General features: G+C 68.3%; 21 protein-coding genes and 2 tRNA genes. 14 read left to right on the top strand and 9 right to left on the bottom strand.

Annotated features, from left to right (window positions below; all coding sequences use genetic code 11):
* Positions 1-69 precede the first annotated feature (69 nt).
* The 14 genes from ftsH (at position 70) to pnp (ending at position 14,941) form a co-directional block, all read left to right on the top strand.
* Positions 70-2,061: an ATP-dependent zinc metalloprotease FtsH gene (gene ftsH / locus HIR79_RS00185; RefSeq protein ID WP_169955881.1), complete on the top strand. Its 1,992-nt coding sequence runs from the start codon at positions 70-72 to the stop codon at positions 2,059-2,061.
* 87 nt (positions 2,062-2,148) lie between these two features.
* Complete coding sequence (folP, locus tag HIR79_RS00180; RefSeq protein WP_162899979.1) at positions 2,149-3,000, top strand: dihydropteroate synthase; 852 nt, start codon at positions 2,149-2,151, stop codon at positions 2,998-3,000.
* On the top strand, positions 3,000-4,355 hold the full coding sequence (glmM, locus tag HIR79_RS00175; protein ID WP_169955879.1) for a phosphoglucosamine mutase: 1,356 nt from the start codon (positions 3,000-3,002) through the stop codon (positions 4,353-4,355). The genes folP and glmM overlap by 1 nt, the downstream gene beginning before the upstream one ends.
* 67 nt (positions 4,356-4,422) lie before the next feature.
* On the top strand, positions 4,423-5,172 hold the full coding sequence (tpiA, locus tag HIR79_RS00170) for a triose-phosphate isomerase (RefSeq protein ID WP_119022760.1): 750 nt from the start codon (positions 4,423-4,425) through the stop codon (positions 5,170-5,172).
* Between the two features lie 4 nt (positions 5,173-5,176).
* Positions 5,177-5,536: a preprotein translocase subunit SecG gene (gene secG, locus HIR79_RS00165; RefSeq protein ID WP_119022759.1), complete on the top strand. Its 360-nt coding sequence runs from the start codon at positions 5,177-5,179 to the stop codon at positions 5,534-5,536.
* Positions 5,537-5,566: 30 nt separating this feature from the next.
* Positions 5,567-5,653: transfer RNA gene (locus HIR79_RS00160), tRNA-Leu, on the top strand.
* A 119-nt stretch (positions 5,654-5,772) separates the two neighbouring features.
* Positions 5,773-5,849, top strand: a tRNA-Met gene (locus HIR79_RS00155).
* 246 nt (positions 5,850-6,095) lie between these two features.
* Positions 6,096-6,575: a ribosome maturation factor RimP gene (rimP, locus tag HIR79_RS00150; protein WP_119022758.1), complete on the top strand. Its 480-nt coding sequence runs from the start codon at positions 6,096-6,098 to the stop codon at positions 6,573-6,575.
* Positions 6,576-6,647: 72 nt separating this feature from the next.
* Positions 6,648-8,138, top strand: a complete 1,491-nt coding sequence (gene nusA, locus HIR79_RS00145; protein ID WP_119022757.1) for a transcription termination factor NusA — start codon at positions 6,648-6,650, stop codon at positions 8,136-8,138.
* Positions 8,139-8,239: 101 nt separating this feature from the next.
* The gene (infB, locus tag HIR79_RS00140) at positions 8,240-10,747 is read left to right on the top strand and encodes a translation initiation factor IF-2 (protein ID WP_169955877.1); all 2,508 of its coding nucleotides are present in this window, start codon (positions 8,240-8,242) and stop codon (positions 10,745-10,747) included.
* 18 nt (positions 10,748-10,765) lie between these two features.
* Positions 10,766-11,206: a 30S ribosome-binding factor RbfA gene (rbfA, locus tag HIR79_RS00135; protein ID WP_119022755.1), complete on the top strand. Its 441-nt coding sequence runs from the start codon at positions 10,766-10,768 to the stop codon at positions 11,204-11,206.
* A complete protein-coding gene (truB, locus tag HIR79_RS00130) occupies positions 11,206-12,123 on the top strand; it encodes a tRNA pseudouridine(55) synthase TruB (RefSeq protein ID WP_169955875.1) in 918 nt (305 codons plus the stop codon). Before rbfA ends, truB begins: the two co-directional genes overlap by 1 nt.
* A gap of 79 nt (positions 12,124-12,202) precedes the next feature.
* Positions 12,203-12,472, top strand: a complete 270-nt coding sequence (gene rpsO / locus HIR79_RS00125) for a 30S ribosomal protein S15 (protein ID WP_110070029.1) — start codon at positions 12,203-12,205, stop codon at positions 12,470-12,472.
* 333 nt (positions 12,473-12,805) lie between these two features.
* Positions 12,806-14,941, top strand: a complete 2,136-nt coding sequence (pnp, locus tag HIR79_RS00120) for a polyribonucleotide nucleotidyltransferase (protein ID WP_169955873.1) — start codon at positions 12,806-12,808, stop codon at positions 14,939-14,941.
* Between the two features lie 75 nt (positions 14,942-15,016).
* Here the strand turns inward: pnp and HIR79_RS00115 are convergent, their stop codons facing one another.
* From HIR79_RS00115 to HIR79_RS18735, 9 genes are all read right to left on the bottom strand, one after another.
* Complete coding sequence (locus HIR79_RS00115; RefSeq protein WP_169955871.1) at positions 15,017-16,192, bottom strand: acetyl-CoA C-acetyltransferase; 1,176 nt, start codon at positions 16,190-16,192, stop codon at positions 15,017-15,019.
* Between the two features lie 226 nt (positions 16,193-16,418).
* Positions 16,419-16,799 carry an aspartate 1-decarboxylase gene (gene panD / locus HIR79_RS00110; protein WP_110070032.1) on the bottom strand — a complete coding sequence of 127 codons (381 nt, stop codon included), beginning with the start codon at positions 16,797-16,799 and terminating at the stop codon, positions 16,419-16,421.
* A gap of 28 nt (positions 16,800-16,827) precedes the next feature.
* Positions 16,828-17,676, bottom strand: a complete 849-nt coding sequence (gene panC / locus HIR79_RS00105) for a pantoate--beta-alanine ligase (RefSeq protein ID WP_119022751.1) — start codon at positions 17,674-17,676, stop codon at positions 16,828-16,830.
* Between the two features lie 12 nt (positions 17,677-17,688).
* Positions 17,689-18,480 carry a 3-methyl-2-oxobutanoate hydroxymethyltransferase gene (panB, locus tag HIR79_RS00100; RefSeq protein ID WP_169955869.1) on the bottom strand — a complete coding sequence of 264 codons (792 nt, stop codon included), beginning with the start codon at positions 18,478-18,480 and terminating at the stop codon, positions 17,689-17,691.
* Positions 18,481-18,614: 134 nt separating this feature from the next.
* Positions 18,615-19,094: a 2-amino-4-hydroxy-6-hydroxymethyldihydropteridine diphosphokinase gene (folK, locus tag HIR79_RS00095; protein ID WP_169955867.1), complete on the bottom strand. Its 480-nt coding sequence runs from the start codon at positions 19,092-19,094 to the stop codon at positions 18,615-18,617.
* Entirely contained in the window at positions 19,091-20,497 is a 1,407-nt protein-coding gene (pcnB, locus tag HIR79_RS00090; protein WP_169955865.1) for a polynucleotide adenylyltransferase PcnB, read from the bottom strand. The genes folK and pcnB overlap by 4 nt, the downstream gene beginning before the upstream one ends.
* Positions 20,498-21,394: 897 nt before the next feature.
* Entirely contained in the window at positions 21,395-22,801 is a 1,407-nt protein-coding gene (locus HIR79_RS00085) for a sigma-54-dependent transcriptional regulator (RefSeq protein WP_169955863.1), read from the bottom strand.
* On the bottom strand, positions 22,798-23,532 hold the full coding sequence (locus HIR79_RS18740; protein WP_349304999.1) for a sensor histidine kinase: 735 nt from the start codon (positions 23,530-23,532) through the stop codon (positions 22,798-22,800). Before HIR79_RS18740 ends, HIR79_RS00085 begins: the two co-directional genes overlap by 4 nt.
* 715 nt (positions 23,533-24,247) lie before the next feature.
* Positions 24,248-25,738, bottom strand: a complete 1,491-nt coding sequence (locus tag HIR79_RS18735) for an SLC5/6 family protein (protein ID WP_349304991.1) — start codon at positions 25,736-25,738, stop codon at positions 24,248-24,250.
* Positions 25,739-25,764: the final 26 nt, after the last annotated feature.

Below are 25,764 nucleotides of genomic sequence, written 5' to 3'. Positions count from 1 at the left end.
CTGATGTAGTGTCCAAGCAACGTGCCAGGTGCATCCGGCCGACAGTTTATTGATATTGAGGGTAGTCCCTTGAACGACATGGCGAAGAACCTGATCCTGTGGTTGGTCATCGCGGCGGTGCTGCTGACGGTGTTCAACAACTTCAGCGTCGACAGCTCACCGCAGGCGATGAACTACTCGCAGTTCGTCCAGCAGGTGCAGAACCAGCAGGTCCGCAGCGTGACCATCGACGGCTATCGGATCTCCGGCGAACGCACGGATGGCTCCCAGTTCCAGACCATCCGCCCCGCGGCGGAGGATCCGAAGCTGATCGACGACCTGCTCTCCAACAACGTCACCGTGGTGGGCAAGGAGCCGGAGCAGCAGAGCCTGTGGACGCGGCTGCTGATCGCCAGCTTCCCGATCCTGCTGATCCTGGCGATCTTCATGTTCTTCATGCGCCAGATGCAGGGCGGCGGGGCCGGCAAGGGCGGGCCCATGAGCTTCGGCAAGTCCAAGGCCAAGCTGCTCTCCCAGGACCAGATCAAGACCACCTTCGCCGACGTGGCGGGCTGCGACGAGGCCAAGGAGGAGGTCGAGGAGCTGGTCGACTTCCTGCGCGACCCCACCAAGTTCCAGCGCCTGGGCGGTACCATCCCCCGCGGCGTGCTGATGGTGGGCCCGCCGGGCACCGGCAAGACGCTGCTCGCCAAGTCCATCGCCGGCGAGGCCAAGGTGCCGTTCTTCTCGATCTCCGGCTCCGACTTCGTCGAGATGTTCGTCGGCGTGGGTGCCTCCCGTGTGCGCGACATGTTCGAGCAGGCCAAGAAGCAGGCCCCCTGCATCATCTTCATCGACGAGATCGACGCCGTGGGCCGCTCCCGCGGGGTCGGCATGGGCGGCGGCAACGACGAGCGCGAGCAGACCCTCAACCAGCTGCTGGTGGAGATGGACGGCTTCGAGGCCAACGAGGGCATCATCGTCATCGCCGCCACCAACCGCCCCGACGTGCTCGACCCGGCGCTGCTGCGCCCGGGCCGCTTCGACCGCCAGGTGGTGGTACCGCTGCCCGACATCCGCGGCCGCGAGCACATCCTCAACGTGCACCTGCGCAAGGTGCCGCTGGCCGACGACGTCAAGCCGTCGCTGATCGCCCGCGGTACCCCGGGCTTCTCCGGCGCCGACCTGGCCAACCTGGTCAACGAGGCGGCGCTGTTCGCCGCGCGCCGCAACAAGCGCCTGGTGGGCATGGAGGAACTGGAGCTGGCCAAGGACAAGATCATGATGGGCGCCGAGCGCCGCTCCATGGTCATGACCGAGAAGGAGAAGCTCAACACTGCCTACCACGAGTCGGGCCACGCCATCATCGGCCTGGTGGTGCCGGAGCACGACCCGGTCTACAAGGTGACGATCATCCCCCGCGGTCGCGCCCTGGGCGTGACCATGTTCCTGCCCGAGCAGGATCGCTACAGCCTGTCGCGTCAGCAGATCCTCAGCCAGATCTGCTCGCTGTTCGGCGGCCGCATCGCCGAGGAGATGACCCTGGGCCCGAACGGGGTCACCACTGGGGCCTCCAACGACATCAAGCGCGCCACCGAGCTTGCCCACAACATGGTCGCCAAGTGGGGCCTCTCCGACGAGATGGGCCCGATCATGTACGACGAGGACGAGTCCCACCAGTTCCTCGGCGGTCCGGGCCAGGGCGGCGGCAAGCTGAAGTCCGGCGAGACCATCTCGCGCCTCGACAAGGAGGTGCGCAAGGTGATCGACGAGTGCTACGAGCAGGCGCGCACCATCCTCGAGGAGAACCGCGACAAGCTCGACGCCATGGCCGAGGCGCTGATGAAGTACGAGACCATCGATGCCGACCAGCTCAAGGACATCATGGAGGGGCGCGATCCGCGTCCGCCCAAGGACTGGGAGGATGGCGACTCCTCCGGTCCCGGTGCACCGGTGACCGACGAGCCTGCCTCCGAGGCGACCCCCGAGGCCACCCCCGAGGATGAGGCCGGCGGCGACGAGGAGGACGACGAGCCCCGCCGCCGTCCCTCCGACCCGCTGGGCGGCCCGGCCGGCTCCTGAAGCCGCAGCGTCCACCCCCTGACAGGCGCCCCCATCGTGGGGCGCCTGTGCGATTATGAGCCCCGATTCCCGCCACCACGAGCCATGATGACTTCGACCCTTGCCTCCCTCGCCTGCGGCCGCCACCGGCTGGACCTCAGCTTTCCCCGCGTGATGGGGATCCTCAACGTCACCCCCGACTCCTTCTCCGACGGCGGTCGCCATGTGGCCCTGGATGACGCCCTGCGTCACGCCGAGCGCATGCTGGCCGAGGGGGCGGCGATCATCGACGTGGGCGGCGAGTCCACCCGCCCCGGCGCCGACGAGGTCTCGTCCCAGCAGGAGCTCGACCGGGTCGCGCCGGTGGTGGAGGCCCTGGTGCGCGAGCTGGACGCCCTGGTCTCGGTGGATACCAGCTGCCCCGAGGTGATGCGCGAGAGCGCGGCCCTGGGGGCCGGCATGATCAACGACGTGCGCGCCCTGGAGCGCGAGGGCGCGCTGGCCGCGGCAATCGGCACGGGCCTGCCGGTTTGCCTGATGCATCGCCAGGGCGAGCCCCGCGACATGCAGCAGGCGCCCCGCTATGATGTGCCCATCGAGGAAGCGGTGGTCGACTACCTCGCCGAGCGGGTCGCCACCTGCGAGGCGGCCGGCCTGCGCCGCGAGCGCCTGCTGGTCGACCCCGGGTTCGGCTTCGGCAAGACCGTGGAGCACAACCTGCGCCTGCTAAATCGCCTGGAGCGCCTGGCGGTGCTCGAGCTGCCGCTGCTGGTGGGCATGTCCCGCAAGAGCATGATCGGCAAGGTGCTGGAGCGTCCGGTGGAGGAGCGCCTGCCCGGGGGGCTGGCGCTGACGGCCCTGGCGGTGGAGCGTGGCGCCCGCATCCTGCGTGTCCATGACGTGGCCCCCAGCGTGGATGCGGTGAACATGACCTGGGCCGTACTCAAGGAAGGATGCTGATGACACGACGCTATTTCGGCACCGACGGAATCCGCGGAACCGTCGGTGAGCCCCCCATCACGGCGGATTTCATGCTCAAGCTGGGCTGGGCCACCGGCCGCGTGCTGGCCGCGCGCGGCGGCAAGCGCCGCCCGCGGGTGCTGATCGGCAAGGACACCCGGATCTCCGGCTACATGTTCGAGTCGGCGCTGGAGGCGGGGCTCTCCGCCGCCGGCGTCGACGTGGCCCTGCTCGGCCCCATGCCGACGCCCGGCATCGCCTACCTGACCCGCACCTTCCGTGCCGATGCCGGGATCGTCATCTCGGCCTCCCACAACCCCTTCGCCGACAACGGCATCAAGTTCTTCTCCACCGCCGGGACCAAGCTGGACGATGCCCTCGAGGGGGAGATCGAGGCGATGCTCGACGAGCCGCTGACCACGGTGGCGGCCGACCAGCTGGGCAAGGTGGCGCGCATCGACGATGCCGCCGGCCGCTATATCGAGTTCTGCAAGTCCACGGTGCCGGATCGGGTGAGCCTGACGGGCCTGAAGGTGGTGCTGGACTGCGCCCACGGCGCGACCTACCACATCGCCCCCAGCGTGTTCCGCGAGCTGGGCGCAGAGGTGAGCCTGATCGGCGCGAGCCCCGATGGCCTCAATATCAACAAGGCGGTCGGCTCCACCCACCCGGCGGCACTGCGCGCGGCGGTGATCCAGCAGGGCGCCGACCTCGGCGTGGCCTTCGACGGCGACGGCGACCGCGTGCTGCTGGTGGATGCCGACGGTCGCGAGATCGACGGCGACGACATCCTCTACCTGATCGCCCGTGACCGCCACGCCCGCGGCGAGCTGGGCGGCGGCGTGGTGGGCACCCTGATGTCCAACTTCGGCCTGGCGGCGGCCTTCGAGGAGATGGGCGTGCCCTTCGAGCGCGCCAAGGTGGGCGACCGCTACGTGATGGAGCGGCTGGCTGCCAAGGGCTGGCAGCTGGGCGGCGAATCCTCGGGCCATATCGTCTGTGGCCACGTGCAGACCACCGGCGACGGCATCGTCTCGGCGCTGCAGGTGCTGGCGATCATGGTGCGCGAGGAGAAGCCGCTGCAGCGCCTGCTGGCCGGCCTGGAGAAGGCGCCCCAGGCGCTGGTGAACGTGCGGCTCACGCCGGGCAGCAAGGCCGCGCTGCTCATGGAGCGGTCGGAGCTCCAGGCGGTGGTGGCCGAGGTGGAGACCGAGCTGGGCGACGAGGGGCGCGTGCTGCTGCGCCCCTCCGGCACCGAGCCGCTGATTCGCGTGATGGTGGAGGGGCGTCCCCATCTGGATGTGGACGGCCTGGCGCGACGCATCGCCGCCGAGGTCGAGTCGCTGCTGGGCTGAGCGGGGCCGGTTGTCTTGACAGGGCCGCTCCTATACCATTTCGCTCCACCTTGAAAGAGGACAGTCGATGCGTACCCCGCTGCTTGCCGGCAACTGGAAGATGAATGGCTCGGCCGATCTGGTCGAGGCGTTCGGTCGTGCCTTTGCCGAGGCCGAGCTGCCGGAGGGGATCGAGGTCGTGATCTTTCCTCCGTTCCCCTACCTGGATGCGGCGCGGCGCGCCTTCGCCGACACCCCGCTGCGGCTTGGCGCCCAGTCGCTCAATCCGCTGCATTCCGGGGCGCATACCGGCGAGGTCAGCGGACGCATGCTGTGCGAGTTCGGCGTGCGCTATGCCCTGGTCGGGCATTCGGAGCGCCGCCAGCTCTATCGCGAGGGCGATGCGCAGGTCTTCGATCGCCTGCTGGCCGCCCTCAGCGTCGGCCTGACGCCGGTGCTCTGCGTGGGCGAGACCCTCGAGGAGCGCGATGCCGGCCGCACCATGGAGGTGGTGCTGCGCCAGGTGGGGTTCGTGATGTCGCGCCTGGAGCCGGAGCAGCGCCCGCGCGTGGTCATCGCCTACGAACCGGTGTGGGCCATCGGCACCGGTCGCACCGCCACGCCGGAGCAGGCCCAGGAGGTCATGGCCGGTATTCGCGACTACCAGGCCAGCTACGACCGGGAGCTGGCCGATGGACTGCGGTTGCTCTACGGGGGGAGCATGAATGCCGGCAACGCCGCCGAGCTGCTCGCCCAACCCGATATCGACGGCGGCCTGGTGGGCGGTGCCTCGCTCAAGGTCGACGATTTCCTAGCCATCTGTCAGTCAGCAGGTTGATTCCATGCAAGTTGTCATTCTCATGATCCACGTGGCGATCGCCATCGCCCTGGTCGTCCTCGTCCTGCTGCAGCAGGGCAAGGGCGCCGAAGCCGGCGCCGCCTTCGGTGGCGGTGCCTCCCAGACCGTGTTCGGCTCCCGCGGCAGCGGCGGTTTTCTCTCCAAGAGCACCGCGGTGCTGGCGGCGGCGTTCTTCGCCACCTCCCTGACCCTGGCCTGGTATGCCACCCAGGCGAGCCAGGCGCCGGAGGCTGGGATTCCCGACTCCCGCCTGATCGAGCAGCAGCGCGGCATTCCGACCCTTGACGACAGTGCCCAAGGTATGGATAATGCAGCGCCAGTGCTGGAGGGAAGCGACGACTAGATCGCTTCGCAGTTTCCAGCCTCCCCTGATGCCGAAGTGGTGGAATTGGTAGACACGCTATCTTGAGGGGGTAGTGACCTTACGGTCGTGCGGGTTCAAGTCCCGCCTTCGGCACCATCTGATTCACCGCAGCGCCCTGGGCGCACAGGCGGTCCTTCAGACAGCAGGATTGGCATAGCGGTGAGCATCCCTTGACGTAAGTCGCGGTGATGCGTAGAATCACCGACCTAGATTGATGCGGGGTGGAGCAGTCTGGTAGCTCGTCGGGCTCATAACCCGAAGGTCGTCGGTTCAAATCCGGCCCCCGCTACCATCTTCCGGTTGACGCCTTTCGAATTGCAGTCATTGCGCTAAAGTTCGAAGAGAAGGGGCGGTCAGATTGCCGGAGTGGTATACAGGTTTCTTCTGAAAGCCCCTTCCTGTGAAGGGGCTTTTTGTTAGCAGCATGCAGGGCGTCGCGCGCCCGGCGGCTGTTCCGGGCAACGCCAATCAGCCACCTGACTTTCCTGATGACTCCCGGCCAGGTGCCTGATGCAACGGCTGTAGGAGCGATATTTTCGTGGCAATCAAGGATGCAGCCCTGCACGCAATGATCGAACCCGTGGTCACTGCCATGGGTTTCGAGCTGTGGGGCATCGACTTTCAATCCCAGGGCAGGCACTCCCGTCTGGTGATCTACATCGATCACGAGAATGGCGTCAGTGTGGACGACTGCGCCGACATCAGTCGCCAGGTAAGTGCGGTGTTCGACGTCGAGGACCCGATCCGCGGCGAGTATCGCCTCGAGGTCTCCTCCCCGGGCATGGACCGTCCGCTCTACACCCTCGATCAGTTCACCCGCTATCGCGGCCACGATGTGGCGCTGAAGCTGCGTGTGCCCTTCGAGGGACGACGCAAGTTCCAGGGCCTGCTGGCCGGTGTCGAGGGGGATGAGGTGCTGCTCCAGATGGACGGCGAGGAGTACTGCTTTCCGATCGAGAGCATCGACCAGGCGCACGTGGTGCCAAGGTTCGAGGACCCGGTCGATGGTCAGCCGTGACCATCAGGCTGCCGGTCGGCACGGCGCAATGAGCATGATGCTCGAGGACAGGTTTTCTGGCGAGGCAATGGCATGAGCAAAGAGATTCTGGCGGTCGTTGACGCGATCTCCAACGAGAAGGGAGTTCCCCGCGAGGTGATCTTCGAGGCCGTCGAGGCGGCCCTGGCCAGCGCATCCCGCAAGCGCTTCGAGGATGAAGAGGCCAGCGTGCGGGTGCATATCGATCGTCGTACCGGTGAGTACGAGACCTTCCGCCGCTGGACGGTGGTGGAAGACGACGACTTCGATGGCCCCGACCACGAGATCAAGCTCTCCTTCGCCGAGCGTCGCGACCCGCCCCTGGCGCTGGGCGATGTGGTCGAGGAGAAGATCGAGAACGCCGACTTCGGCCGCATCGCCGCCCAGACCGCCAAGCAGGTGATCGTGCAGAAGGTGCGCGAGGCCGAGCGGGCCGAAGTGGTGCGCCTCTACGCCGAGCGCGAGGGCGAGCTGGTCTCCGGCATCGTCAAGAAGACCACCCGCGACGGCCTGATCATCGACCTGGGCGAGAACGCCGAGGCGTTCCTGCCGCGCAGCGAGATGATCCCCGGCGAGCGCTATCGCATGAACGAGCGCGTGCGCGCCCTGCTGGTCAAGGTGGATCCCGAGGCGCGCGGCGCCCAGCTGATCCTGTCGCGCACCTGCCCGGAGCTGATCATCGAGCTGTTCAGCATCGAGGTGCCGGAGATCGCCGAGCAGCTCATCGAGATCAAGGGCGCCGCCCGGGATCCGGGCTCCCGGGCCAAGATCGCCGTGAAGACCAACGACCGGCGCATCGATCCGGTCGGCGCCTGCGTGGGCATGCGCGGCTCCCGCGTCCAGGCGGTCTCCTCGGAGCTGCAGAACGAGCGCGTCGACATCGTGCTGTGGGACGACAACCCCGCCCAGCTGGTGATCAACGCCATGGCGCCGGCGGACGTCGCCTCCATCCTGGTGGACGAGGATGCCCACGCCATGGACGTTGCGGTGGCCGAGGACAACCTGGCCCAGGCCATCGGCCGCAGCGGCCAGAACGTGCGCCTGGCCTCCGAGCTGACCGGCTGGCGGATCAACGTCATGACCGAGGCGGATGCCGAGGCCAAGCGCGACCAGGAGATCGACAGCCTGGTCGAGCACTTCATCCAGCACCTGGACATCGACGATGACGTCGCGCGCCTGCTGGTGGAGGAGGGCTTCACCTCCCTGGAGGAGATCGCCTACGTACCGGTCGAGGAGATGCTCGAGATCGAGGAATTCGACGAGGAGATCGTCGAGGAGCTGCGCGCCCGCGCCAAGGACGAGCTGCTCAACCTGGCCATCGCCTCCGAGGAGGAGCTCGACGGCGCACAGCCGGCCGAGGACCTGCTGGAGATGGACGGCATGGAGCGCCACCTGGCCTTCATCCTGGCCAGCCGCGGGATCGCCACCATGGAGGATCTTGCCGAGCAGTCCGTCGATGACCTGCTGGACATCGAGGGGATGGACGAGGAGCGCGCCGCGGCATTGATCATGACTGCCCGTGCGCCCTGGTTTGAAAACGAATAGCTCGAAGGCGATTGGCGTGACAGGCGCCATGCCCGGTAACCAGAGACCGGGCGAGAGGATTCGAAGCGAAGAATTGGGGTCACGGGCTCAGGAGGGTCGTAATGTCAGAGATGACCGTTAAGGATTTTGCAGCGAAGGTGGGGCGCGACGTGCCTCGTCTGCTGGAACAGATGAAAGAGGCCGGTCTCGGCCACAAGACCGAAGGCGATGCGGTGTCCGAAGAGGACAAGCGCCAGCTGCTGGACTACCTCACCAAGAGTCACGGTGGGGGCACCAGCGCCGCGGCGCCGAAGAACCGCATCACCCTGACGCGCAAGACGCGTACGCGCATCAACACCGGCGAGCGCGGCAAGACCATCGAGGTGCAGGTGCGCAAGAAGCGTACCTACGTCAAGCGGGCCGATGAAGAGGTCGCGCCGGAGCCGGTCGAGGAGACCGGGCCGCGCCAGCTGGTCGGCGACATGGCCGACTCCCAGCAGGCCCAGGCCGAGCAGGAGGCCCGCGAGGCCGAAGCCGCCAAGACCCGCGCCGCCGATGAGGCCGCCCGCGAGGCCGCGGCCAAGCTCGAGGCCGAGAAGGCCGAGGCCGAGCCGCAGATCCCGGTGCCCGAGCTGGTGGAGCAGCCGGCCGGCGACGAGCCGCCCGCGCCGCCCAAGGAGGGTCGTACCGACCGTCGCACCGCGCCGCCCAAGAAGGCCGCCGCCAAGAAGGGGCGCCACGAGCGCGACGACGATGATCGCGACGAGCGTCGGCGTGGCGGTGCCAAGAAGGCCAAGCGCGCCGAGCGCCGCGGCGGCCGTCGTGGTGGCACTCAGGGGGGCGGCAAGCACGGTTTCCAGAAGCCGACCCAGCCGATCGTCCGCGAGGTCTCCATCCCCGAGTCGATCAGCGTCGCCGACCTGGCCGACAAGATGTCGATCAAGGCGAACGAGGTCATCAAGGCCATGTTCACCATGGGCGCGGCGGTGACCATCAACCAGACCATCGATCAGGACACCGCGGCCATCGTGGTCGAGGAGATGGGCCACAAGCCCAAGCTGATCAAGGACGATGCCCTCGAGACCGAAATGCTCGAAGGCATCTCCTACGAGGGCGAGGAGATCACCCGCTCGCCGGTGGTCACCGTGATGGGCCACGTCGACCACGGCAAGACCTCGCTGCTCGACTATATCCGCAAGGCCAAGGTGGCCACCGGTGAAGCCGGCGGTATCACCCAGCACATCGGCGCCTACCACGTCGAGGACGAGCACGGTGGCGTGACCTTCCTGGATACCCCCGGCCACGCGGCGTTCACCGCCATGCGTGCCCGTGGCGCCAAGGCCACCGACGTGGTCATCCTGGTGGTGGCCGCCGACGACGGCGTGATGCCCCAGACCATCGAGGCGATCGAGCACTCCAAGGCGGCCGATGTGCCCATGGTGGTGGCGGTCAACAAGATCGACAAGCCGGCGGCCGATCCGGATCGGGTCAAGAACGAGCTTTCACAGCACGGCGTGATCTCCGAGGAGTGGGGCGGCGACACCCAGTTCGTCCACGTCTCGGCCAAGAGCGGTGAAGGCATCGAGGACCTGCTGGAGGCGATCCAGCTGGTCTCCGAGGTGCTCGAGCTCAAGGCCGTGCCGGCAGCGCCCGGCAAGGGCGTGGTGGTCGAGTCGCGCCTGGACAAGGGCCGCGGCCCGGTGGCCACCGTGCTGGTCCAGAACGGTACCCTGAAGAAGGGCGACATCGTGCTGGCCGGCCTGCACTACGGGCGCGTGCGCGCGCTGACCAACGAGCTGGGCCAGCAGGTCGACACGGCCGGTCCCTCGATGCCCGTGGAGATCCAGGGCCTCGACGGCACCCCGGACGCCGGTGACGACTTCATGGTGGTGGCCGACGAGAAGAAGGCCCGCGAGGTCGCCAACTTCCGTCAGGGCAAGTACCGCGAGGTGCGCCTGGCTCGCCAGCAGAAGGCCAAGCTGGAGAACATGTTCAGCCAGATGGGCCAGGACGAGGTTGCCAAGGTCAACATCGTGCTCAAGGCCGACGTTCAGGGCTCCCTGGAAGCGATCAAGGGCGCGCTGGAAGAGCTCTCCACCGACGAGGTGCAGGTGGCCGTGGTCTCCTCCGGGGTGGGCGGCATCACCGGCACCGACGCCAACCTGGCGCTGGCCTCCGAGGCCATCGTGGTCGGCTTCAACGTGCGTGCCGACGCCGCGGCCCGCGAGATCATCGAGCGTGAAGGCCTGGATCTGCGCTACTACAGCGTCATCTACCAGCTGATCGACGAGGTCAAGCAGGCGATGAGCGGCATGCTGGCGCCGGAGTGGAAGGAAGAGATCGTCGGCGTGGCCGAGGTCCGTGACGTCTTCCGCGCGCCCAAGATCGGCGCCGTGGCCGGCTGCATGGTGGTCGAGGGCAGCGTCTTCCGTAACAAGAAGATCCGCGTGCTGCGCGACAACGTGGTGATCTACGAGGGCGAGCTCGAGTCGCTGCGCCGCTTCAAGGACGACGTCCAGGAAGTGCGCAACGGCATGGAGTGCGGCATCGGCGTGAAGAACTACAACGATGTCCAGGTCGGCGACAAGATCGAGGTCTTCGATCAGGTCAAGGTCGAGCGGACCCTCTAAGGGCTCGAGGAGTCGTTCATGCGCGAGTTCAAGCGAACCGACCGGGTGGCCGACCAGCTCCAGAAGGAGCTGGCGGTACTCATCCAGCGCGAGGTCAAGGACCCGCGCCTGGGCATGGTGACGGTCAGCGGCGTCGAGGTCAGCCGTGACCTCGGCTACGCCGACGTCCACGTGACCCTGCTGGGCGAGGACACCCCGGAGCGGATCAAGGAGAACCTCAAGGTTCTCAAGCAGGCCGCGGGTTTCCTGCGTGGCCAGGTCGCGCGGCGCATCAAGCTGCGCCACGTGCCGGAGCTGCGCTTCCACTACGACGAGAGCGTGGTGCGGGGCCAGCGGCTCTCCTCGCTGATCCAGGAGGCGGTCGCCAGCGACCGCTCCCGCAGTGGCGAGGAGAGCGGCGACGAGGGCGCCGAGTCGAGCGGCGAGGGTCAGCCCGGCAGCGACAGCGGGCGCGACTGATGGCACGTCGGCGTCGCGGCCTGCCGGTCAACGGGGTGCTGCTGCTGGACAAGCCCAAGGGCCTCTCCAGCAACCACGCCCTGCAGCGTGCCCGGCGGCTGTTCCAGGCCCAGAAGGCCGGTCATACCGGCACCCTGGACCCCATGGCCACCGGGCTGCTGCCGGTCTGCTTCGGTGAGGCGACCAAATTTTCCGCCCACCTGCTGGCCGCCGACAAGGTCTACCGCACCCGGGTCGAACTGGGCGCGGTGACCGACACCGGCGACGCCGAGGGCGAGGTGGTCGAACGCTGTGCGGTGCCGCCGCTCACCGCGGCCGACGTGGAGGGCGTGCTCGAGCGCTTCCACGGCGAGATCGAGCAGGTGCCGCCGATGTACTCGGCGCTCAAGCATCAGGGGCGCAAGCTCTATGAGCTGGCCCGCGAGGGCAAGACGATCGAGCGTGCAGCGCGGCGCGTGACGGTGTATGATGCCCGGCTTCTCGCCTTCGAGGGCGAGGCCTTCGAGCTCGAGGTGAAGGTCAGCAAGGGCACCTATGTGCGCACCCTGGCCGAGGACATCGGTCGGGCCCTGGGCACCGGCGCGCATATCAGCGCGCTGCGGCGCCTGGCGACCGGCCCCTTCACCGCGCAGGGCATGCTGACCCTCGAGGCCCTGGAGGCGCTGCCCGATCAGGCTGCCCGCGAGGCGACGTTGCTGCCCGTCGACGTGCTGGTCGCGCACCTGCCGCGACTCGAGCTGGACGCCTCGGCGGCCGCTCGCCTGACCCTGGGTCAGGCGGCTCGTGTCGATGCCTCGGGCATCGCCACCGGCGAGACGGCAAGACTCTACTGCGACGGGGCCTTCCTGGGCCTCGGCGCGGTAACGGCGCCACAGGAGGTGGCGCCGAAACGGCTGCTGAGCACCGCGGCCGATTGAAGGGAGAAACGCCCGAGACTGCAAATATGCGTGGTCTCACACACTCATCATTCAGGCATATTGCTTACTGGAGAGACAGATGGCACTGACAGCCGAGCAGAAGTCCGCAATCGTCAGCGAATTTGGTCGCGGCGAGAACGACACCGGTTCCCCCGAAGTGCAGGTAGCCCTGCTGAGCGCCAACATCGATGGCCTGCAGGACCACTTCAAGACCAACAAGCAGGATCACCACTCCCGTCGTGGCCTGATCCGCATGGTCAACCAGCGCCGCAAGCTGCTTGACTACCTGAAGCGCAAGGACTTCGAGCGCTATCAGGCACTGATCCAGCGTCTCGGCCTGCGCCGCTAAGAAAAGGGTATTTCGCTGCTGCGCTCGATATCCTGGCTGCCGGCGGTGCTCGGAATCCTCATGTAGCGAGCTACACTCCGGTTCCTGCGCTCCGGCGGCAACCAGCCTCTCATCGCTCGCAACGCGAAATCCTCCTTTTCTTCAAACGGGTAGCTTCCTTCGGGGGCTACCCGTTTTGTTTCTTTAGCGTTTGAGCAGGGGCGCCAGGGGTGGGTAGTTGGGAGGGGCCGAGGAAATGTCGCCATCCGGTGGCCGCGGGGCGCGTCAACCCCTAAAATGGTCGCCGAGTCAAAACGACCCCAACACAGAAAAGTAGATAGGAAGGAAGTCGCCGTGAATCCGGTCAAGAAGACATTTCAGTACGGTCGCAGCACCGTCACCCTGGAAACCGGGCGCATCGCCCGCCAGGCCACCGGTGCCGTCATGGTCACCATGGACGACACCGTGGTGCTCTGCACCGTGGTGGCGCGCAAGGACGCCAATCCGAGCCAACCGTTCTTCCCGCTCTCCGTCCACTATCAGGAGAAGACCTACGCGGTCGGCAAGATCCCCGGCGGCTTCTTCAAGCGCGAGGGGCGTCCCACCGAGAAGGAGACCCTCACCTCGCGGCTGATCGATCGCCCGATCCGCCCGCTCTTCCCCAAGGGCTTCATGAACGAGGTGCAGGTCGTCTGCACGGTGCTCTCCACCGACCGCAACCATGATCCGGATATCGCGGCGCTGCTCGGCACCTCTGCGGCCCTGGCCATCTCCGGCGTGCCCTTCAGCGGTCCCATTGGCGCGGCCCGCGTCGGCTTCAACGAGGAGAAGGGCTACTTCCTCAATCCCACCGTCGAGGAGCTGACCACCTCCGAGCTCGACATGGTGGTGGCCGGTACCGAGAAGGCGGTGCTGATGGTGGAGTCCGAGGCCAAGGAGCTGCTCGAGGACGAGATGCTGGGCGCCGTGCTCTACGGCCACATGGAGATGCAGGTGGCCATCCAGGCCATCAACGAGCTGGTTGCCGAGGCGGGCAAGCCGAAGTGGGAGTGGCAGGCACCGGCGGAGAACACCGAGCTCAAGGCCGCCCTGGCCTCCGCGTTCGAGGCCAAGGTGGGCGAGGCCTACCGCATCACCGACAAGATGGCGCGCCAGGATGCCCTCTCCGCCCTCAAGGAGCAGGCCGTCGCCCAGCTCGCCGGCGAAGAGGAAGGCAAGTTCGCCGTCGACGAGGTCAAGGGGGCCTTCTCCGGCCTGGAGAAGCGCGTGGTGCGCCATCGCGTGGTCAAGGGCGAGCCGCGCATCGACGGCCGCGATCACAGGACCGTGCGTCCGCTGGCCATCGAGGTGGGCACCCTGCCCAAGACCCATGGCTCGGCCATCTTCACCCGCGGCGAGACCCAGGCCATCGTGGTGGCGACCCTCGGCACCCTGCGCGACTCCCAGCTGATCGAGTCGCTGGAGGGCGAGCGCAAGGACCGCTTCCTGCTGCACTACAACTTCCCTCCCTACAGCGTGGGCGAGGCCGGCTTCATGGGCGGTCCCAAGCGTCGCGAGATCGGCCACGGCCGCCTGGCGCGTCGCGGTGTGCAGGCCATGCTGCCCGACGATGCCGAGTTCCCCTACACCATCCGCGTGGTCTCCGAGATCACCGAGTCCAACGGCTCCAGCTCCATGGCCTCGGTGTGCGGTGCGTCACTGGCGCTGATGGACGCCGGCGTCCCGATGAAGGCCCCGGTGGCCGGTATCGCCATGGGCCTGGTGAAGGATGACGACGGCTTCGCCGTGCTGACCGACATCCTGGGTGACGAGGATCACCTCGGCGATATGGACTTCAAGGTGGCCGGTTCCTCCGAGGGCGTGACCGCCCTGCAGATGGACATCAAGATCGAGGGCATCAACGAGGAGATCATGGAGCAGGCGCTGCAGCAGGCTCTGGAGGCGCGCCTCAACATCCTCGAGCAGATGAATGCGGTGATCGGCCAGAGCCGCACCGAGGTCTCCGAGAATGCCCCCTCCATGGCGACCATCAAGATCGACCCGGAGAAGATCCGCGACGTCATCGGCAAGGGCGGCTCCACCATCCGCAAGATCTGCGAGGATACCGGCGCCTCCATCGACCTGGACGACGACGGTACCGTGCGTATCTATGCCGAGGACAAGAAGGCGGCCAAGGCGGCCATCGACACCGTGCTGGCGATCACCGCCGAGGCGGAGATCGGCAAGCTCTACCTGGGCAAGGTGGTACGCATCGCCGACTTCGGCGCCTTCGTCAACATCATGCCGGGCACCGACGGTCTGGTGCACATCTCCCAGATCGTGCCGGAGCGGGTCAACGACGTGCGTGACTTCCTCAACGAGGGTGACGAGGTGGTGGTCAAGGTGCTCGACATCGACAACCGCAACCGGGTGAAGCTCACCATCAAGGAGATCACCCCGGAAGAGAAGGCGGCCTTCGAGGCCGAGGCAGCCGCCGAGCCCGCGCTCTAAGCGCCAAGCGCCCAGCCGCAACGAAAACCGCCCCCGCAGCCATGCTGCGGGGGCGGTTTCTTTTTGGTCCGCGGCTTAGCGCTCGATGGCGAGCGCCACGCCCTGACCGCCGCCGATGCAGAGGGTGGCGAGGCCCTTCTTGGCGTCGCGGGCGATCATCTCGTGCAGCAGGGTCACCAGCACGCGGCAGCCGGAGGCGCCGATCGGGTGGCCCAGCGCGATGGCGCCGCCGTTGACGTTGACCTTGCTGACGTCCCAGCCGAGCTCCTTGTTGACGGAGAGGGCCTGGGCGGCGAAGGCCTCGTTGGCCTCGACCAGGTCGAGGTCGTCCAGGCTCCAGCCGGCCTTCTCCAGGCAGCGACGGGTGGCCGGGGCCGGGCCGATGCCCATGATGGCCGGGTCGACGCCGGCGTTGGAGTAGGCGGCGATGCGCGCCAGGGGCGTGAGGCCCAGCGCCTTGGCCTTCTCGGCGGAGCAGAGCATCACCGCGGCGGCGCCGTCGTTGAGGGAGGAAGCGTTGCCGGCGGTGATGGTGCCGTCCTTCTTGAAGGCAGGACGCATGCCGCCGAGCTTCTCGGCGCTCACCTCGCGGGGGTTCTCATCGGTGTCGAACACCACCGGGTCGCCCTTGCGCTGGGGGATCTCCACCGGGACGATCTGGCCCTTGAACTTGCCGTCGCGGATGGCCGCAGAGGCCTTCTGCTGGGAGGCGGCGGCGAACTCGTCCATCGCCTCGCGGGTGATGGCGTACTTCTCGGCCAGGTTCTCGGCGGTGATGCCCATGTGGTAGTTGTTGAAGGCGTCCCACAGGCCGTCATGGACCATGGTGTCCACGGCCTTCCAGTCACCCATGCGCTGGCCGTTGCGCGAGTTGGGCAGCACGTGGGGCGAGGCGGACATGTTCTCCTGGCCGCCGGCGATGATCAGCTCGGCGTCGCCGCAGCGGATCGCCTGGGCGGCGAGGTGCAGCGCCTTGAGGCCGGAGCCGCACACCTTGTTGATGGTCATGGCGGGCACGGCATCGGGTAGGCCGGCCTTGATGGCGGCCTGGCGGGCGGGGTTCTGGCCGACGCCTGCGGTGAGCACCTGGCCCATCAGCACCTCGTCCACCTGGTCGCCGGACACGCCGGTGGTGGCGAGCAGGTCCTTGATCACCAAGGCGCCCAGGTCGCTGGCGGGAATGCCGGCCAGGGAGCCGCCAAAGGCGCCGATGGCGGTACGACGTGCGGCAACGATCACCACTTCTTGCATGGGAGAGTTCTCCTGAATGGTAGACGACGGGCTTGCGGCCGTGCCGCTCAGCAACGGGGCAGGGCCGGGTCAGTCCAGCATAGGTGACTCTTGTGCGCCGCGGCAATGCTTCCATGGGCGCAGGGGGAGAAAGCGCGGAGCGAGGAGGGGGTGGAACACCGGTGAATGGCGTCCGGGGGCGGGCGGGGCGGCCGGCGTGGTTGCCGGCCGCGGCCCTGGGGCCTGATCAGGCCATCTGTACCGGGATGGCGTGGCTGGTATGGCTGACCGTGTTGCCTTCCTGCAGGTAGACCAGCGCTGGCTGGTGGTTCTCGAGCTCCGCTTCGCTGTAGTGGGCGTAGCTGCAGATGATCACGCGGTCGCCGGGGCCGGCCAGGTGGGCGGCGGCGCCGTTGATGGAGATCACCCGGGAGCCCTCCTCGGCGCGAATGGCGTAGGTGGTGAAGCGCTGCCCATTCTCGACGTTGTAGATCTGGATCTGCTCATTCTCGCGGATGCCGGACATGTCGAGGAGCTCGCCGTCGATGGCGCAGGAGCCCTCGTAGTTGAGCACGGCATGGGTAACGCGGGCCATATGCAGCTTGGCCTTGAGCATGATGGTGAACATGGACGTGGGGTCCTCCGGGTAGGCTGCCTCAGCGCGGCAGGGTCAGGGTCAGGTTGTCGATCAAGCGCGTGGCGCCGAGCCGGGCGGCCGCCAGCAGCACGGCCTCGCGGGTGGTGGGCGTGACGGGGCCCAGGTCGGCGGCACGCAGCTCGAGATAGTCCGGCGCGAAGCCGGCCTGCTGCAGGCGGGCGTAGCCGCGCGCCAGGGTCGGCCCGGTCGCCTCGCCGGCCTCCAGGGCCTCGCGCAGCTCGCCCAGGGTCTGGTAGAGCCGCGGGGCCACCGCGCGCTGCTCGGCGCTCAGGTAGCCGTTGCGCGAAGAGAGCGCGAGGCCGTCCTCGGCGCGCACGATGGGCACGCCGACGATCTCGATGGGGAAGTGCAGGTCGGCCACCATGCGGCGGATCACCGCCAGCTGCTGGTAGTCCTTCTCGCCGAAGCAGGCGATATCGGGCTGCACCAGGTTGAAGAGCATGCCGACGATGGTGGTGACGCCGTCGAAATGGCCGGGGCGCGAGCCACCGCACAGCCCCTCGGTGACCTCGGGGACCGCGATGCGGGTCTGCGCCTCCAGGGGGCGCGGGTAGACCGTGCTCACCTCCGGGGCAAACAGCAGATCGCAGCCGGCCGCCTCGAGCCCCGCCTGATCCGCCTCGAGGGTGCGCGGGTAGGCGTCGAGGTCCTCGTTCGGGCCGAACTGCATGGGGTTGACGAAGATCGTGGCGATCACCACGTCGGCACGCTCGCGGGCTGCGGCGACCAGCGCCAGGTGGCCGTCGTGCAGATTGCCCATGGTGGGCACCAGGGCGATGCGCTCGCCGCGACGGCGAACGTCCGCCAGCGCCTCGCGCAGGGCGGGGATCTCTCTGAGGGTGCGCATTGCGGGCTCCAGCTAGAAGCAGTGTTCCTCGGCGGGGAAGCGCCGGGCCTTGACGTCCTCGTGGTAGCGCCGGAAGGCGCCCTGGACGTTGTCGGCCTCGGCCATGAAGTTCTTGACGAAGCGCGGCTTGCGGCCGGCGGTGACGTCGAGCATGTCGTGCATCACCAGTATCTGGCCGTCGGTGTCGGGGCCGGCACCGATGCCGATCACCGGAACGTCGAGTGCCTCGGTGATGGCGCGACCGAGGCTCGCCGGCACGCACTCCAGCAGGATGACCGAGGCGCCGGCCTCGACCAGGGTGCGGGCGTCCTCGAGGATCTGGGTGGCGCGCTCGGCCTCGCGGCCCTGCACCTTGTAGCCGCCCAGCTGGTAGACCGTCTGCGGGGTGAGGCCCAGGTGGGCGCACACCGGCACGCCGCGGCGGGTCAGCTCGCGGATGCCCTCGGCCATCCACGCCTCGCCCTCGACCTTGACCAGCTCGGCGCCGGCGCGCATCAGCTCGCCGGCATTCTCCAGCAGGCGCTCGGTGCTGGCATTGCCCATGAAGGGCAGGTCGACCATCAGCAGGCTCGCGCCCTTGCCGCGGGCCACGCAGCGGGTGTGGTAGCAGATCTCCTCGAGCGTCACCGGCAGGGTGCTGGCGTGCCCCTGCAGGACCATCCCTAAGGAGTCGCCGACCAGCAGCACCTCGATGCCGGCGTCGCTGGCGGCCCGGGCAAAGGAGGCGTCATAGGCGGTCAGGCAGCTGAATGACTCACCGGCGCGCTTGAAGGCCTGCAGCGTGCTGAGGGTGACGGTTTTCATGGCGTGCTCTCATCGTTGTGGCAGCAGGGGGCGCAAGGTGAGGGCGTCTCCTGCCGGTAACTGTGCTGAAAGTAACCTGCGATTGTTACCCGAACCGCCAGGGCGTGTCGATAGGTAACACTTCCCCGGCGAGATCAGGTCGGCGGTAACAGCGGTGTCAGGCCTTCGGCCGCTGCCGCCAGGCGCTCGCCATTCGGCAGCACGAGCTGAGGCGCGAGTTCCAGCAGCGGCATCACCACGAAGGCGCGCTGCCTCAGTTCGGGATGGGGCACGACGAGACGTGGCAGGGCCAGCATGCTGTCATCGAACAGTAGCAGATCCAGGTCCAGGGTGCGGGGGCCCCAGCGGCGCGCACGGACCCGGCGGTGGCGCTGCTCAAGCGCCTGCAGCTGGTCGAGCAGCGCCAGCGGCGAGAGATGGGTCTCCAGCAGTGCCACGGCGTTGATGAAGTCGGGCTGATCCTGGGGGCCGAGCGGCCGGCTGGCATAGAGGCGGGAGGCGGCCAGGCGGCGGGTCAGCGGCAGGCGGTCGAGCTCCACGAGGGCCTGCTCGACGTGCCGGCGCGGATCGTCCAGGTTGCTGCCCAGGCCGATCCAGGCGCGGTGTGGGTTCATGCGTTGCCGCTGTCGCCGCCGTTTCCGCCGCGCGGGCCGCGACGGCGACGCTTGCGCTTGCGCGGGGCGCCGCTGCCGGCGGGGTTGGCGCCCACCTTGTCGAGCAGGCGGCGCTGCTCATGCTCGTCGGCCTGCTGGAAGGCGGTCCACCAGTCGCCGAGGCCGGGCTCGAGCTCTCCGGCGGCCTCGCGCAGCAGCAGCAGGTCGTAGGCGGCTCGGAAGCGGGGGTGCTCACGGGTCTGGTAGACGCGACGTCCGCGACGCAGCGGCAGGCGCTGCTGCAGGTCCCAGATGTCACGCATCGGCAGGCTGAAGCGCTTGGGGATCGAGATGTGCTGCAACTGGTGGGAGACCACCTGCTGGGAGGCTGCCTGCAGCGCCGGGATGGGGGGCAGCCCATTGGCCTCCTGCTCGGCCTGGCGCAGCACCACCGGCCCCCAGAGCAGCGCGGCGAACAGGAACGCCGGGGTGACCGGGCGCTCCTCGGCGATGCGCCGGTCGGTGCTGGCCAGGGCGGCCTCCACCAGGGGCTCGGCCCAGGGCAGGGCGTCCATGGCCTCGGCGGCCGCCGGGAAGAGCATCTCGAACAGGCCATAGTCGCGCAGCAGCCGGAAGGTCTCCACGCCATGCCCGGACATGAACAGCTTGAGGATCTCGTCGAACAGCCGGGCCGGCGGAATCTGCAGCAGCAGCGGGGCGAGCTCGCGGATCGGTGCCTCGGTGGCGGCATCCAGGTGGAAGTCGAGCTTGGCGGCGAAGCGCACCGCCCGCAGCATGCGTACCGGATCCTCGCGGTAGCGCGTGGCCGGGTCGCCGATCAGGCGCAGGGTGCGCGCCTCGATGTCACGCACGCCATTGGCGAAATCGTGGATCGAGAAGTCGGCGATGCTGTAGTAGAGCGCATTGATGGTGAAGTCGCGGCGCAGGGCATCTTCCTGGATATTGCCCCAGACGTTGTCGCGCAGCAGCAGTCCCTCGTCGGACTGCTGGGCGATATGGTCGCCATGGTCATCGCCGGGCTTGCCGCGGAAGGTGGTCACCTCGATCACTTCGCGGCCGAAGCGCACGTGCACGATGCGGAAGCGCCGCCCGATGATACGCGAGTTGCGAAACAGCTCCTTGACCTCTTCCGGCGTGGCGTCGGTGGCCACGTCGAAGTCCTTGGGCATGCGCCCAAGCAGCGAGTCGCGAATGCAGCCGCCCACCAGGTAGGCCTGGTAGCCGGCGTTGTGCAGCCGGTAGAGCACCTTGAGGGCGGCATCGCTGAAGTGCTGGCGCGACACCGGGTGCTCCTGGCGGGGAATGACGCGCGGCTCGGTTGGGCCGGCGCTGCTGTCGGGGCCGAAGAGGGACTTCAGGCGTTCGCCCGGGCTCTGCAGGAAGCGGGTAAATCCTTTGAACATGCGTCGATATCGACTCGCAGTGCGAAAAAAAGGGTGCTAAAGCGTCCGAGTGTAGCCGACCCCCGGGACCTTGCATAGCATGGTGGCGGTGTGGCCCGGTGCCTGGCGCCCCACCGCGTCCGGCCAAATAGAAGGGGGAGGCCGGCTGGCCTCCCCCTCAAGTGGTCTTGCAGCGTCCTGCTGCTGGTTCTTCTTCGTGATGGCACATCGCCTTGAATACGCACCGCAGTCACCAAGGAGAAGAACAGGCTAGCTGTGTTGTTGTCCTTGTTGGCGCTCCTGGTGGTAACCGCCTCGTATTCAAAACAATAATCCAACCACGACGGCAGCTGATCTGCCTCCCCCCGGCTTGTTGGTGTTGTTGCCGGGGGTGCATCTTCGACGGCGATTGTTCTTGTTGTTGGCCGTACTGATGCGTCGCGTCCTGAGCTTCCGGTGCCTCGCGGGGCTTGTTGTTGTTGGCAAGCGAGGGGCCGGGCACGTTACCTGTTGTTCTTGTTGGCTAATCGTGCCTTGCAGCACTGGCCCGCGAACATTGTTGTTGTTGGCGGTGCGGGCCTCGTCACCCTGGGCTGCAGCGTTGTTCTTGTTGGGGCAGCCGGTGACTCCGGAACTTGTTTTTCTTGCCAAGGTATATAGCAGGCCGCGTGCCACCTGAATTTTATGCCATATCTATCAGTGGCCTAGGAGATTGCGCCTGTTGGCCTCTGCGGCCGGGGCGGGAAAGTGTTACCCCTTGGGCCCCATCGTGGGGCATCGGCTGTGTGGGACGGTAACAAATGGCGCAGGATGGGGTGTCAGGCCTCCTGCGACAGCGCCCGCGGCCTTGGCCGCGGGCGCTGTGTCGTTGGTCGCATAGACGATGGTCGCAGGGTGGCGCCTAGGGCGCCTGGGCGCTCAGTCGGTCTTGCGTCGCGGGCTCTTCTTGCGCGGGATGCCCAGGCGCTGGCGCCGCTCCCACAGGGATTTGCGGCTGATGCCGAGCTTCTGGGCCAGCTCCGTCTCGCTCATCTGGTCCTGGTGCTCCAGCACGAAGTGCTGGAAGTAGTCCTCGAGGGAGAGGTCGTCCTCGCCGCTGCCCTCGTCGTCGAGGCCGGCGGAGGCCTTGGCGGGCTCGGGCTCGGGAGCAGGGGGCTTGCGCGGTGCGGGGGACGCGGCGCTGGGCGGGGAGAGCCCCAGGTCGTCCGGGTGGATCAGGTGGCCCTCGGCGAGGATCACCCCGCGCTCCAGGGCGTTCTCCAGCTCGCGGACGTTGCCGGGCCAGGGGTAGTCGTGGATCTCGCGGCGTGCGGCGCGGGAGAGGCGCAGCCCCTCGCGATCATGGCGGCGACACGCCTTCTCCAGCAGGGCATCGGCGATCAGCAGCACATCCTCCTCGCGGTCGCGCAGCGGCGGCAGGTCGATCTGCATCACGTTGAGGCGGTAGTAGAGGTCGAGTCGGAACTCGCCGGTCTTCGACAGGGCGCGCAGGTCGCGGTGGGTGGCGGCGATCAGGCGCACATCCACGTGGCGGGTCTCCACCGAGCCGATCTTGCGGATCTCGCCCTCCTGCAGCACCCGCAGCAGCCGGGCCTGGGCGTCCAGCGGCAGCTCGCCGATCTCGTCGAGGAAGAGGGTGCCGCCATCGGCGGCCTCGACCAGGCCGGTGCGCGAGGCGCTGGCGCCGGTGAAGGCGCCCTTCTCGTGGCCGAACAGCTCCGACTCGATCAGCGTCTCGGGGATCGCGGCGCAGTTCACGCAGATCAGGGCGGCATGGGCGCGCTTGCTCTGCTGATGCAGGGCGCGGGCCACCAGCTCCTTGCCGGTGCCGGACTCGCCCTGGATCAGCACGGTGACGTCGGCGGGTGCGGTCTTGCGGATGCGCGAGTAGACCAGCTGCATGGCGGGGCAGTTGCCGATCATCGGCTGGGCCTGGCCGCTGGGCTCGGTGATGTCCGGCGGCTCGGCGCGCCGCGAGGCCTGCAGGTGCAGCACCCGGGCCACGGTCTCGAGCAGCTCGTCGTGGTCGAAGGGCTTGGCCACGTAGTCCACCGCCCCCTGCTTCAGGGCATCCACCGCCGAGCGCATGCTGGCGTAGCTGGTCATGATCAGCACCGGCACCGGGGCGGCGCGATGGATCAGCTCGGTGCCCGGTTCGCCGGGCAGGCGCAGGTCGCTGATCACCAGGTCGAAGCGCTGCGGGTCCAGGGCCGTGGCCTCGTCCACCGAGCCGGCCTCCTCGACCCGGTAGTCGTGGCGCTCCAGCAGGCGGCGCAGGGCGCTGCGGATGATGGCTTCGTCTTCTACGATCAGGATCCGGCTCATCGCGGTGTCTCACCCTCCTGTGGGTTCAGCGGCAGCCAGAGGCTGATGCGGGTGCCGCGCTCGCCCCCCGGCGGCGGGGACTCGATCTCGATCTGGCCGTGATGCTCGGCGACGATGCTGTAGACCAGCGGCAGGCCCAGCCCCGTGCCCTGGCCGGGCGGCTTGGTGGTGGTGAAGGGCTCGAAGAGGTGGTCGCGCATCCGTTCGTCGATGCCGTGGCCCTCGTCGGTCACGGTCACCCTCAGCCCGGCCCCCTCGGGGGCCGCCTCGATGACGACCCGGTCGCCGGGGCCGCTGGCATCGCGGGCGTTGCCGAGCAGGTTGACCATCACCTGCAGCAGCCGCTGGGCGTCGCCCTGAACGTGGGGCTCGGCGGGGCAGTGGTTCTCGAAGCGGACATCGTCGCCCGAGCGGGCGAGGTGGATCAAGTGGATGGCCTCGTCGACGACCTCGGCCAGGGAGACCGGGGCAAAGGTCTGTCCGCCCAGGTGGCGCCCCCCGTGGGCGAAGCCCACCAGCGAGGAGACGATCCGCGAGACGCGGTCGGTGAGCTGCTGGATCTGCCCGGCGGTCTCGAGGACCTCGGGGTCCTCGGTGTCGTAGCGCAGGTTCTGGGCCAGCGAGGAGATGCCGGTGATGGGGTTGCCGATCTCGTGGGCCACCCCGGCGGCCAGCTGCCCGATGGAGGCGAGGCGAGCGGCGTGGACCAGTTCGTCCTCCAGCCACTTCATCTCGCTGTGGTCCTCCACCAGCACCACCATGCCGCCGGGCTCGCTGTCGTCGCCGGCGAGCTCGGCCTTGTGCAGGCTGAGGTAGCGGACGCCGCCCTCGAGGGTGACCGGCTGCTTGTAGAGGTGGCTGTGCGACTCGGCCAGGATGCGGCCGAGCAGCTCGCCCCAGGGCGCCGGCAGGCTGTCGCGGCGGGCGCCGATCACGCTGGCGCCGTCGATGCCGCTGAGGGTGGCCAGGGCGTCGTTCCACATCAGCAGCTCGCCGTCCTCGCCGAAGGCGCAGAGCCCCACCGGCAGGCGGGTCAGGGTGCGGCGGTGGTAGCGGCGCAGGCCGTCGAGCTCCCTGGCAAGGCCGGTGAGGCGCGAACGGTAGGCCTCCAGGCGGCTCTCCACATAGTGGATGTCCTCGGTGGCGCCGGTGCTGCCCTGGCGATAGGGCAGGTAGCGGTCGACGATGTCCTGGGCCACCGAGGGGCCCATCAGGCCGGAGAGGTTGGCCTGCAGGCGGTCGCGCAGCCGGCGCAAGGCGTAGGGGCGGCCGTCCAGGGGGGAGAGCCCCAGGTCGTCGAGTGCTCGGTCGACCTCGCGGCGGGCGACCTCGTCGCCCAGGGCTCGGGCCAGGCAGGCCTTGAACTCCTCGCCGTTGGCGGCGTCCAGCGGCAGGCGCTTGGGGCGGATCACCGCGTCCACCGAGCAGGCCTCGGCCGCCGCCCGCTCACCCTCGGAGGTGGGGGTGGCCAGGGAGACGAGGATGAAGACCAGGGCGTTGCTGGCCAGGGAGACCAGGGTGATCACGTACCACTCCGGCTCGCCGGCCAGGGCCTCGAGGCCGGGAGGAATGACCACCAGCGCGGGCAGGCCGGTGAGCAGCGGCCCCCACAGGCCGAGCAGCCATACCAGCAGGCCCACCACCAGCCCCGAGACCATGCCCTTGCGGTTGGCGCCGGGCCAGTAGAGCAGGGCCAGCAGCCCCGGCAGGCACTGGGCCATGCCGACGAAGGCGGCCAGCGCCAGGGTGGTGAGGTCGTGATGCACGCCCACGGTGCGGTAGAAGAGCCAGCCGCCCAGCACCACGGCGCCCACCAGGGCGCGGCGCAGCCACAGCAGCCAGCGGTAGAGGTTCAGCTGGGCCTCGGGGGGGGTGGGCCACCAGCAGCACGTGGTTGAGGATCATGCCGGCCAGGGCCAGGGCGATCAGCACCATGGTGGCGCTGGTGGCGGCAAGCCCCGCGATGAAGGCCAGCGACTGTATCCACAGCGACTCCGACAGCCCGAAGGCCAGATAGGCGGAGGGCAGGAGATCGCCGGCGCCGAGGCGCTGGCCCGCCCACAGGATCAGCGGCACCGGCAGCGCCATCAGCAGCAGGAAGAGCGGCAGCGCCCAGCTGGCCTGGAGCAGGGTGTGGCGGGAGTGGGTCTCGGTGAAGGTGATGTGGAAGATGTGCGGCATCAGCAGGGCCGCGGCGAAGAAGAGCAGCAGCAGGGTGCGCCAGTGGGCGGGGTCGGGCTGTATCACGTCGGCCTGGAAGGCCTGGCCGGGGCCGTCGAGCCAGGTCTGCAGGTCGGCGGGGCCGTCGAAGACCACGAACAGCGAGAAGGCGCCGAGGCCCAGCATGGCAACCACCTTGACCAGCGAGGAGAGGGCGATCACCGCCAGCAGGCTGTCATGGTGGCCATCCACGCGGCCCTGGCGGGCGCCGAACAGCATGGCGAACAGGGCGATCATGGCGCAGAAGGCCAGCGCCAGCAGCGACGGCGAGGCGGCGCCGGTCATCAGGAAGATGGCATCGCCCATGGTCTGCACCTGCAGGGCAAGCAGCGGCAGCACCGCCAGCAGGCTGATCAGGGTGATCAGGGTGCCGACCCAGCGCGAGCGGAAGCGGAAGGCGAACAGGTCGGAGAGCGAGGCGAGCTGGTAGGTGCGAGTCATGCGCTGGATCGGCACCAGCAGCACCGGAGCGAGCAGGAAGGCCCCGGCCACCCCCAGGTAGTAGGCCAGGTAGCCGTAGCCGGAGGTGGAGGCGAGCTCCAGGCTGCCGTAGATGGCCCAGGCGCTGGCGTAGACCCCGAGCGCCAGGGTGTAGACCAGCGGGTGGCGGGTGATCCGCGTGCCGATCAGCCCGCGCTCCACCGCCAGGGCACAGAGGAAGAGCACCAGCAGGAAGCCGGTGCCCAGGGCGAACATCCCGGCCAGGCTAGCGTTCATCGAGCTTCCTCTTCTGCTCCGGCCAC

Origin of the sequence: Halomonas sp. PGE1 (assembly GCF_013000985.1) — a bacterium.
Lineage (GTDB): Bacteria > Pseudomonadota > Gammaproteobacteria > Pseudomonadales > Halomonadaceae > Halomonas > Halomonas alkalicola.
The sequence above is the reverse complement of the archived record's forward strand: the minus strand, read 5'-3'. Positions and strand labels throughout refer to the sequence as shown.

Bases quoted from the DNA above. Each gene is read 5' to 3' on its own strand.
- folP (WP_162899979.1), top strand. From the start codon at position 2,149: ATGACTTCGACCCTTGCCTCCCTCGCCTGCGGCCGCCACCGGCTGGAC.
- glmM (WP_169955879.1), top strand. From the start codon at position 3,000: ATGACACGACGCTATTTCGGCACCGACGGAATCCGCGGAACCGTCGGT.
- tpiA (WP_119022760.1), top strand. From the start codon at position 4,423: ATGCGTACCCCGCTGCTTGCCGGCAACTGGAAGATGAATGGCTCGGCC.
- secG (WP_119022759.1), top strand. From the start codon at position 5,177: ATGCAAGTTGTCATTCTCATGATCCACGTGGCGATCGCCATCGCCCTG.
- nusA (WP_119022757.1), top strand. From the start codon at position 6,648: ATGAGCAAAGAGATTCTGGCGGTCGTTGACGCGATCTCCAACGAGAAG.
- infB (WP_169955877.1), top strand. From the start codon at position 8,240: ATGTCAGAGATGACCGTTAAGGATTTTGCAGCGAAGGTGGGGCGCGAC.
- rbfA (WP_119022755.1), top strand. From the start codon at position 10,766: ATGCGCGAGTTCAAGCGAACCGACCGGGTGGCCGACCAGCTCCAGAAG.
- truB (WP_169955875.1), top strand. From the start codon at position 11,206: ATGGCACGTCGGCGTCGCGGCCTGCCGGTCAACGGGGTGCTGCTGCTG.
- rpsO (WP_110070029.1), top strand. From the start codon at position 12,203: ATGGCACTGACAGCCGAGCAGAAGTCCGCAATCGTCAGCGAATTTGGT.
- HIR79_RS00115 (WP_169955871.1), bottom strand. From the start codon at position 16,192: ATGCAAGAAGTGGTGATCGTTGCCGCACGTCGTACCGCCATCGGCGCC.
- panD (WP_110070032.1), bottom strand. From the start codon at position 16,799: ATGTTCACCATCATGCTCAAGGCCAAGCTGCATATGGCCCGCGTTACC.
- panC (WP_119022751.1), bottom strand. From the start codon at position 17,676: ATGCGCACCCTCAGAGAGATCCCCGCCCTGCGCGAGGCGCTGGCGGAC.
- panB (WP_169955869.1), bottom strand. From the start codon at position 18,480: ATGAAAACCGTCACCCTCAGCACGCTGCAGGCCTTCAAGCGCGCCGGT.
- folK (WP_169955867.1), bottom strand. From the start codon at position 19,094: ATGAACCCACACCGCGCCTGGATCGGCCTGGGCAGCAACCTGGACGAT.
- pcnB (WP_169955865.1), bottom strand. From the start codon at position 20,497: ATGTTCAAAGGATTTACCCGCTTCCTGCAGAGCCCGGGCGAACGCCTG.
- HIR79_RS00085 (WP_169955863.1), bottom strand. From the start codon at position 22,801: ATGAGCCGGATCCTGATCGTAGAAGACGAAGCCATCATCCGCAGCGCC.
- HIR79_RS18740 (WP_349304999.1), bottom strand. From the start codon at position 23,532: ATGAAGTGGCTGGAGGACGAACTGGTCCACGCCGCTCGCCTCGCCTCC.
- HIR79_RS18735 (WP_349304991.1), bottom strand. From the start codon at position 25,738: ATGAACGCTAGCCTGGCCGGGATGTTCGCCCTGGGCACCGGCTTCCTG.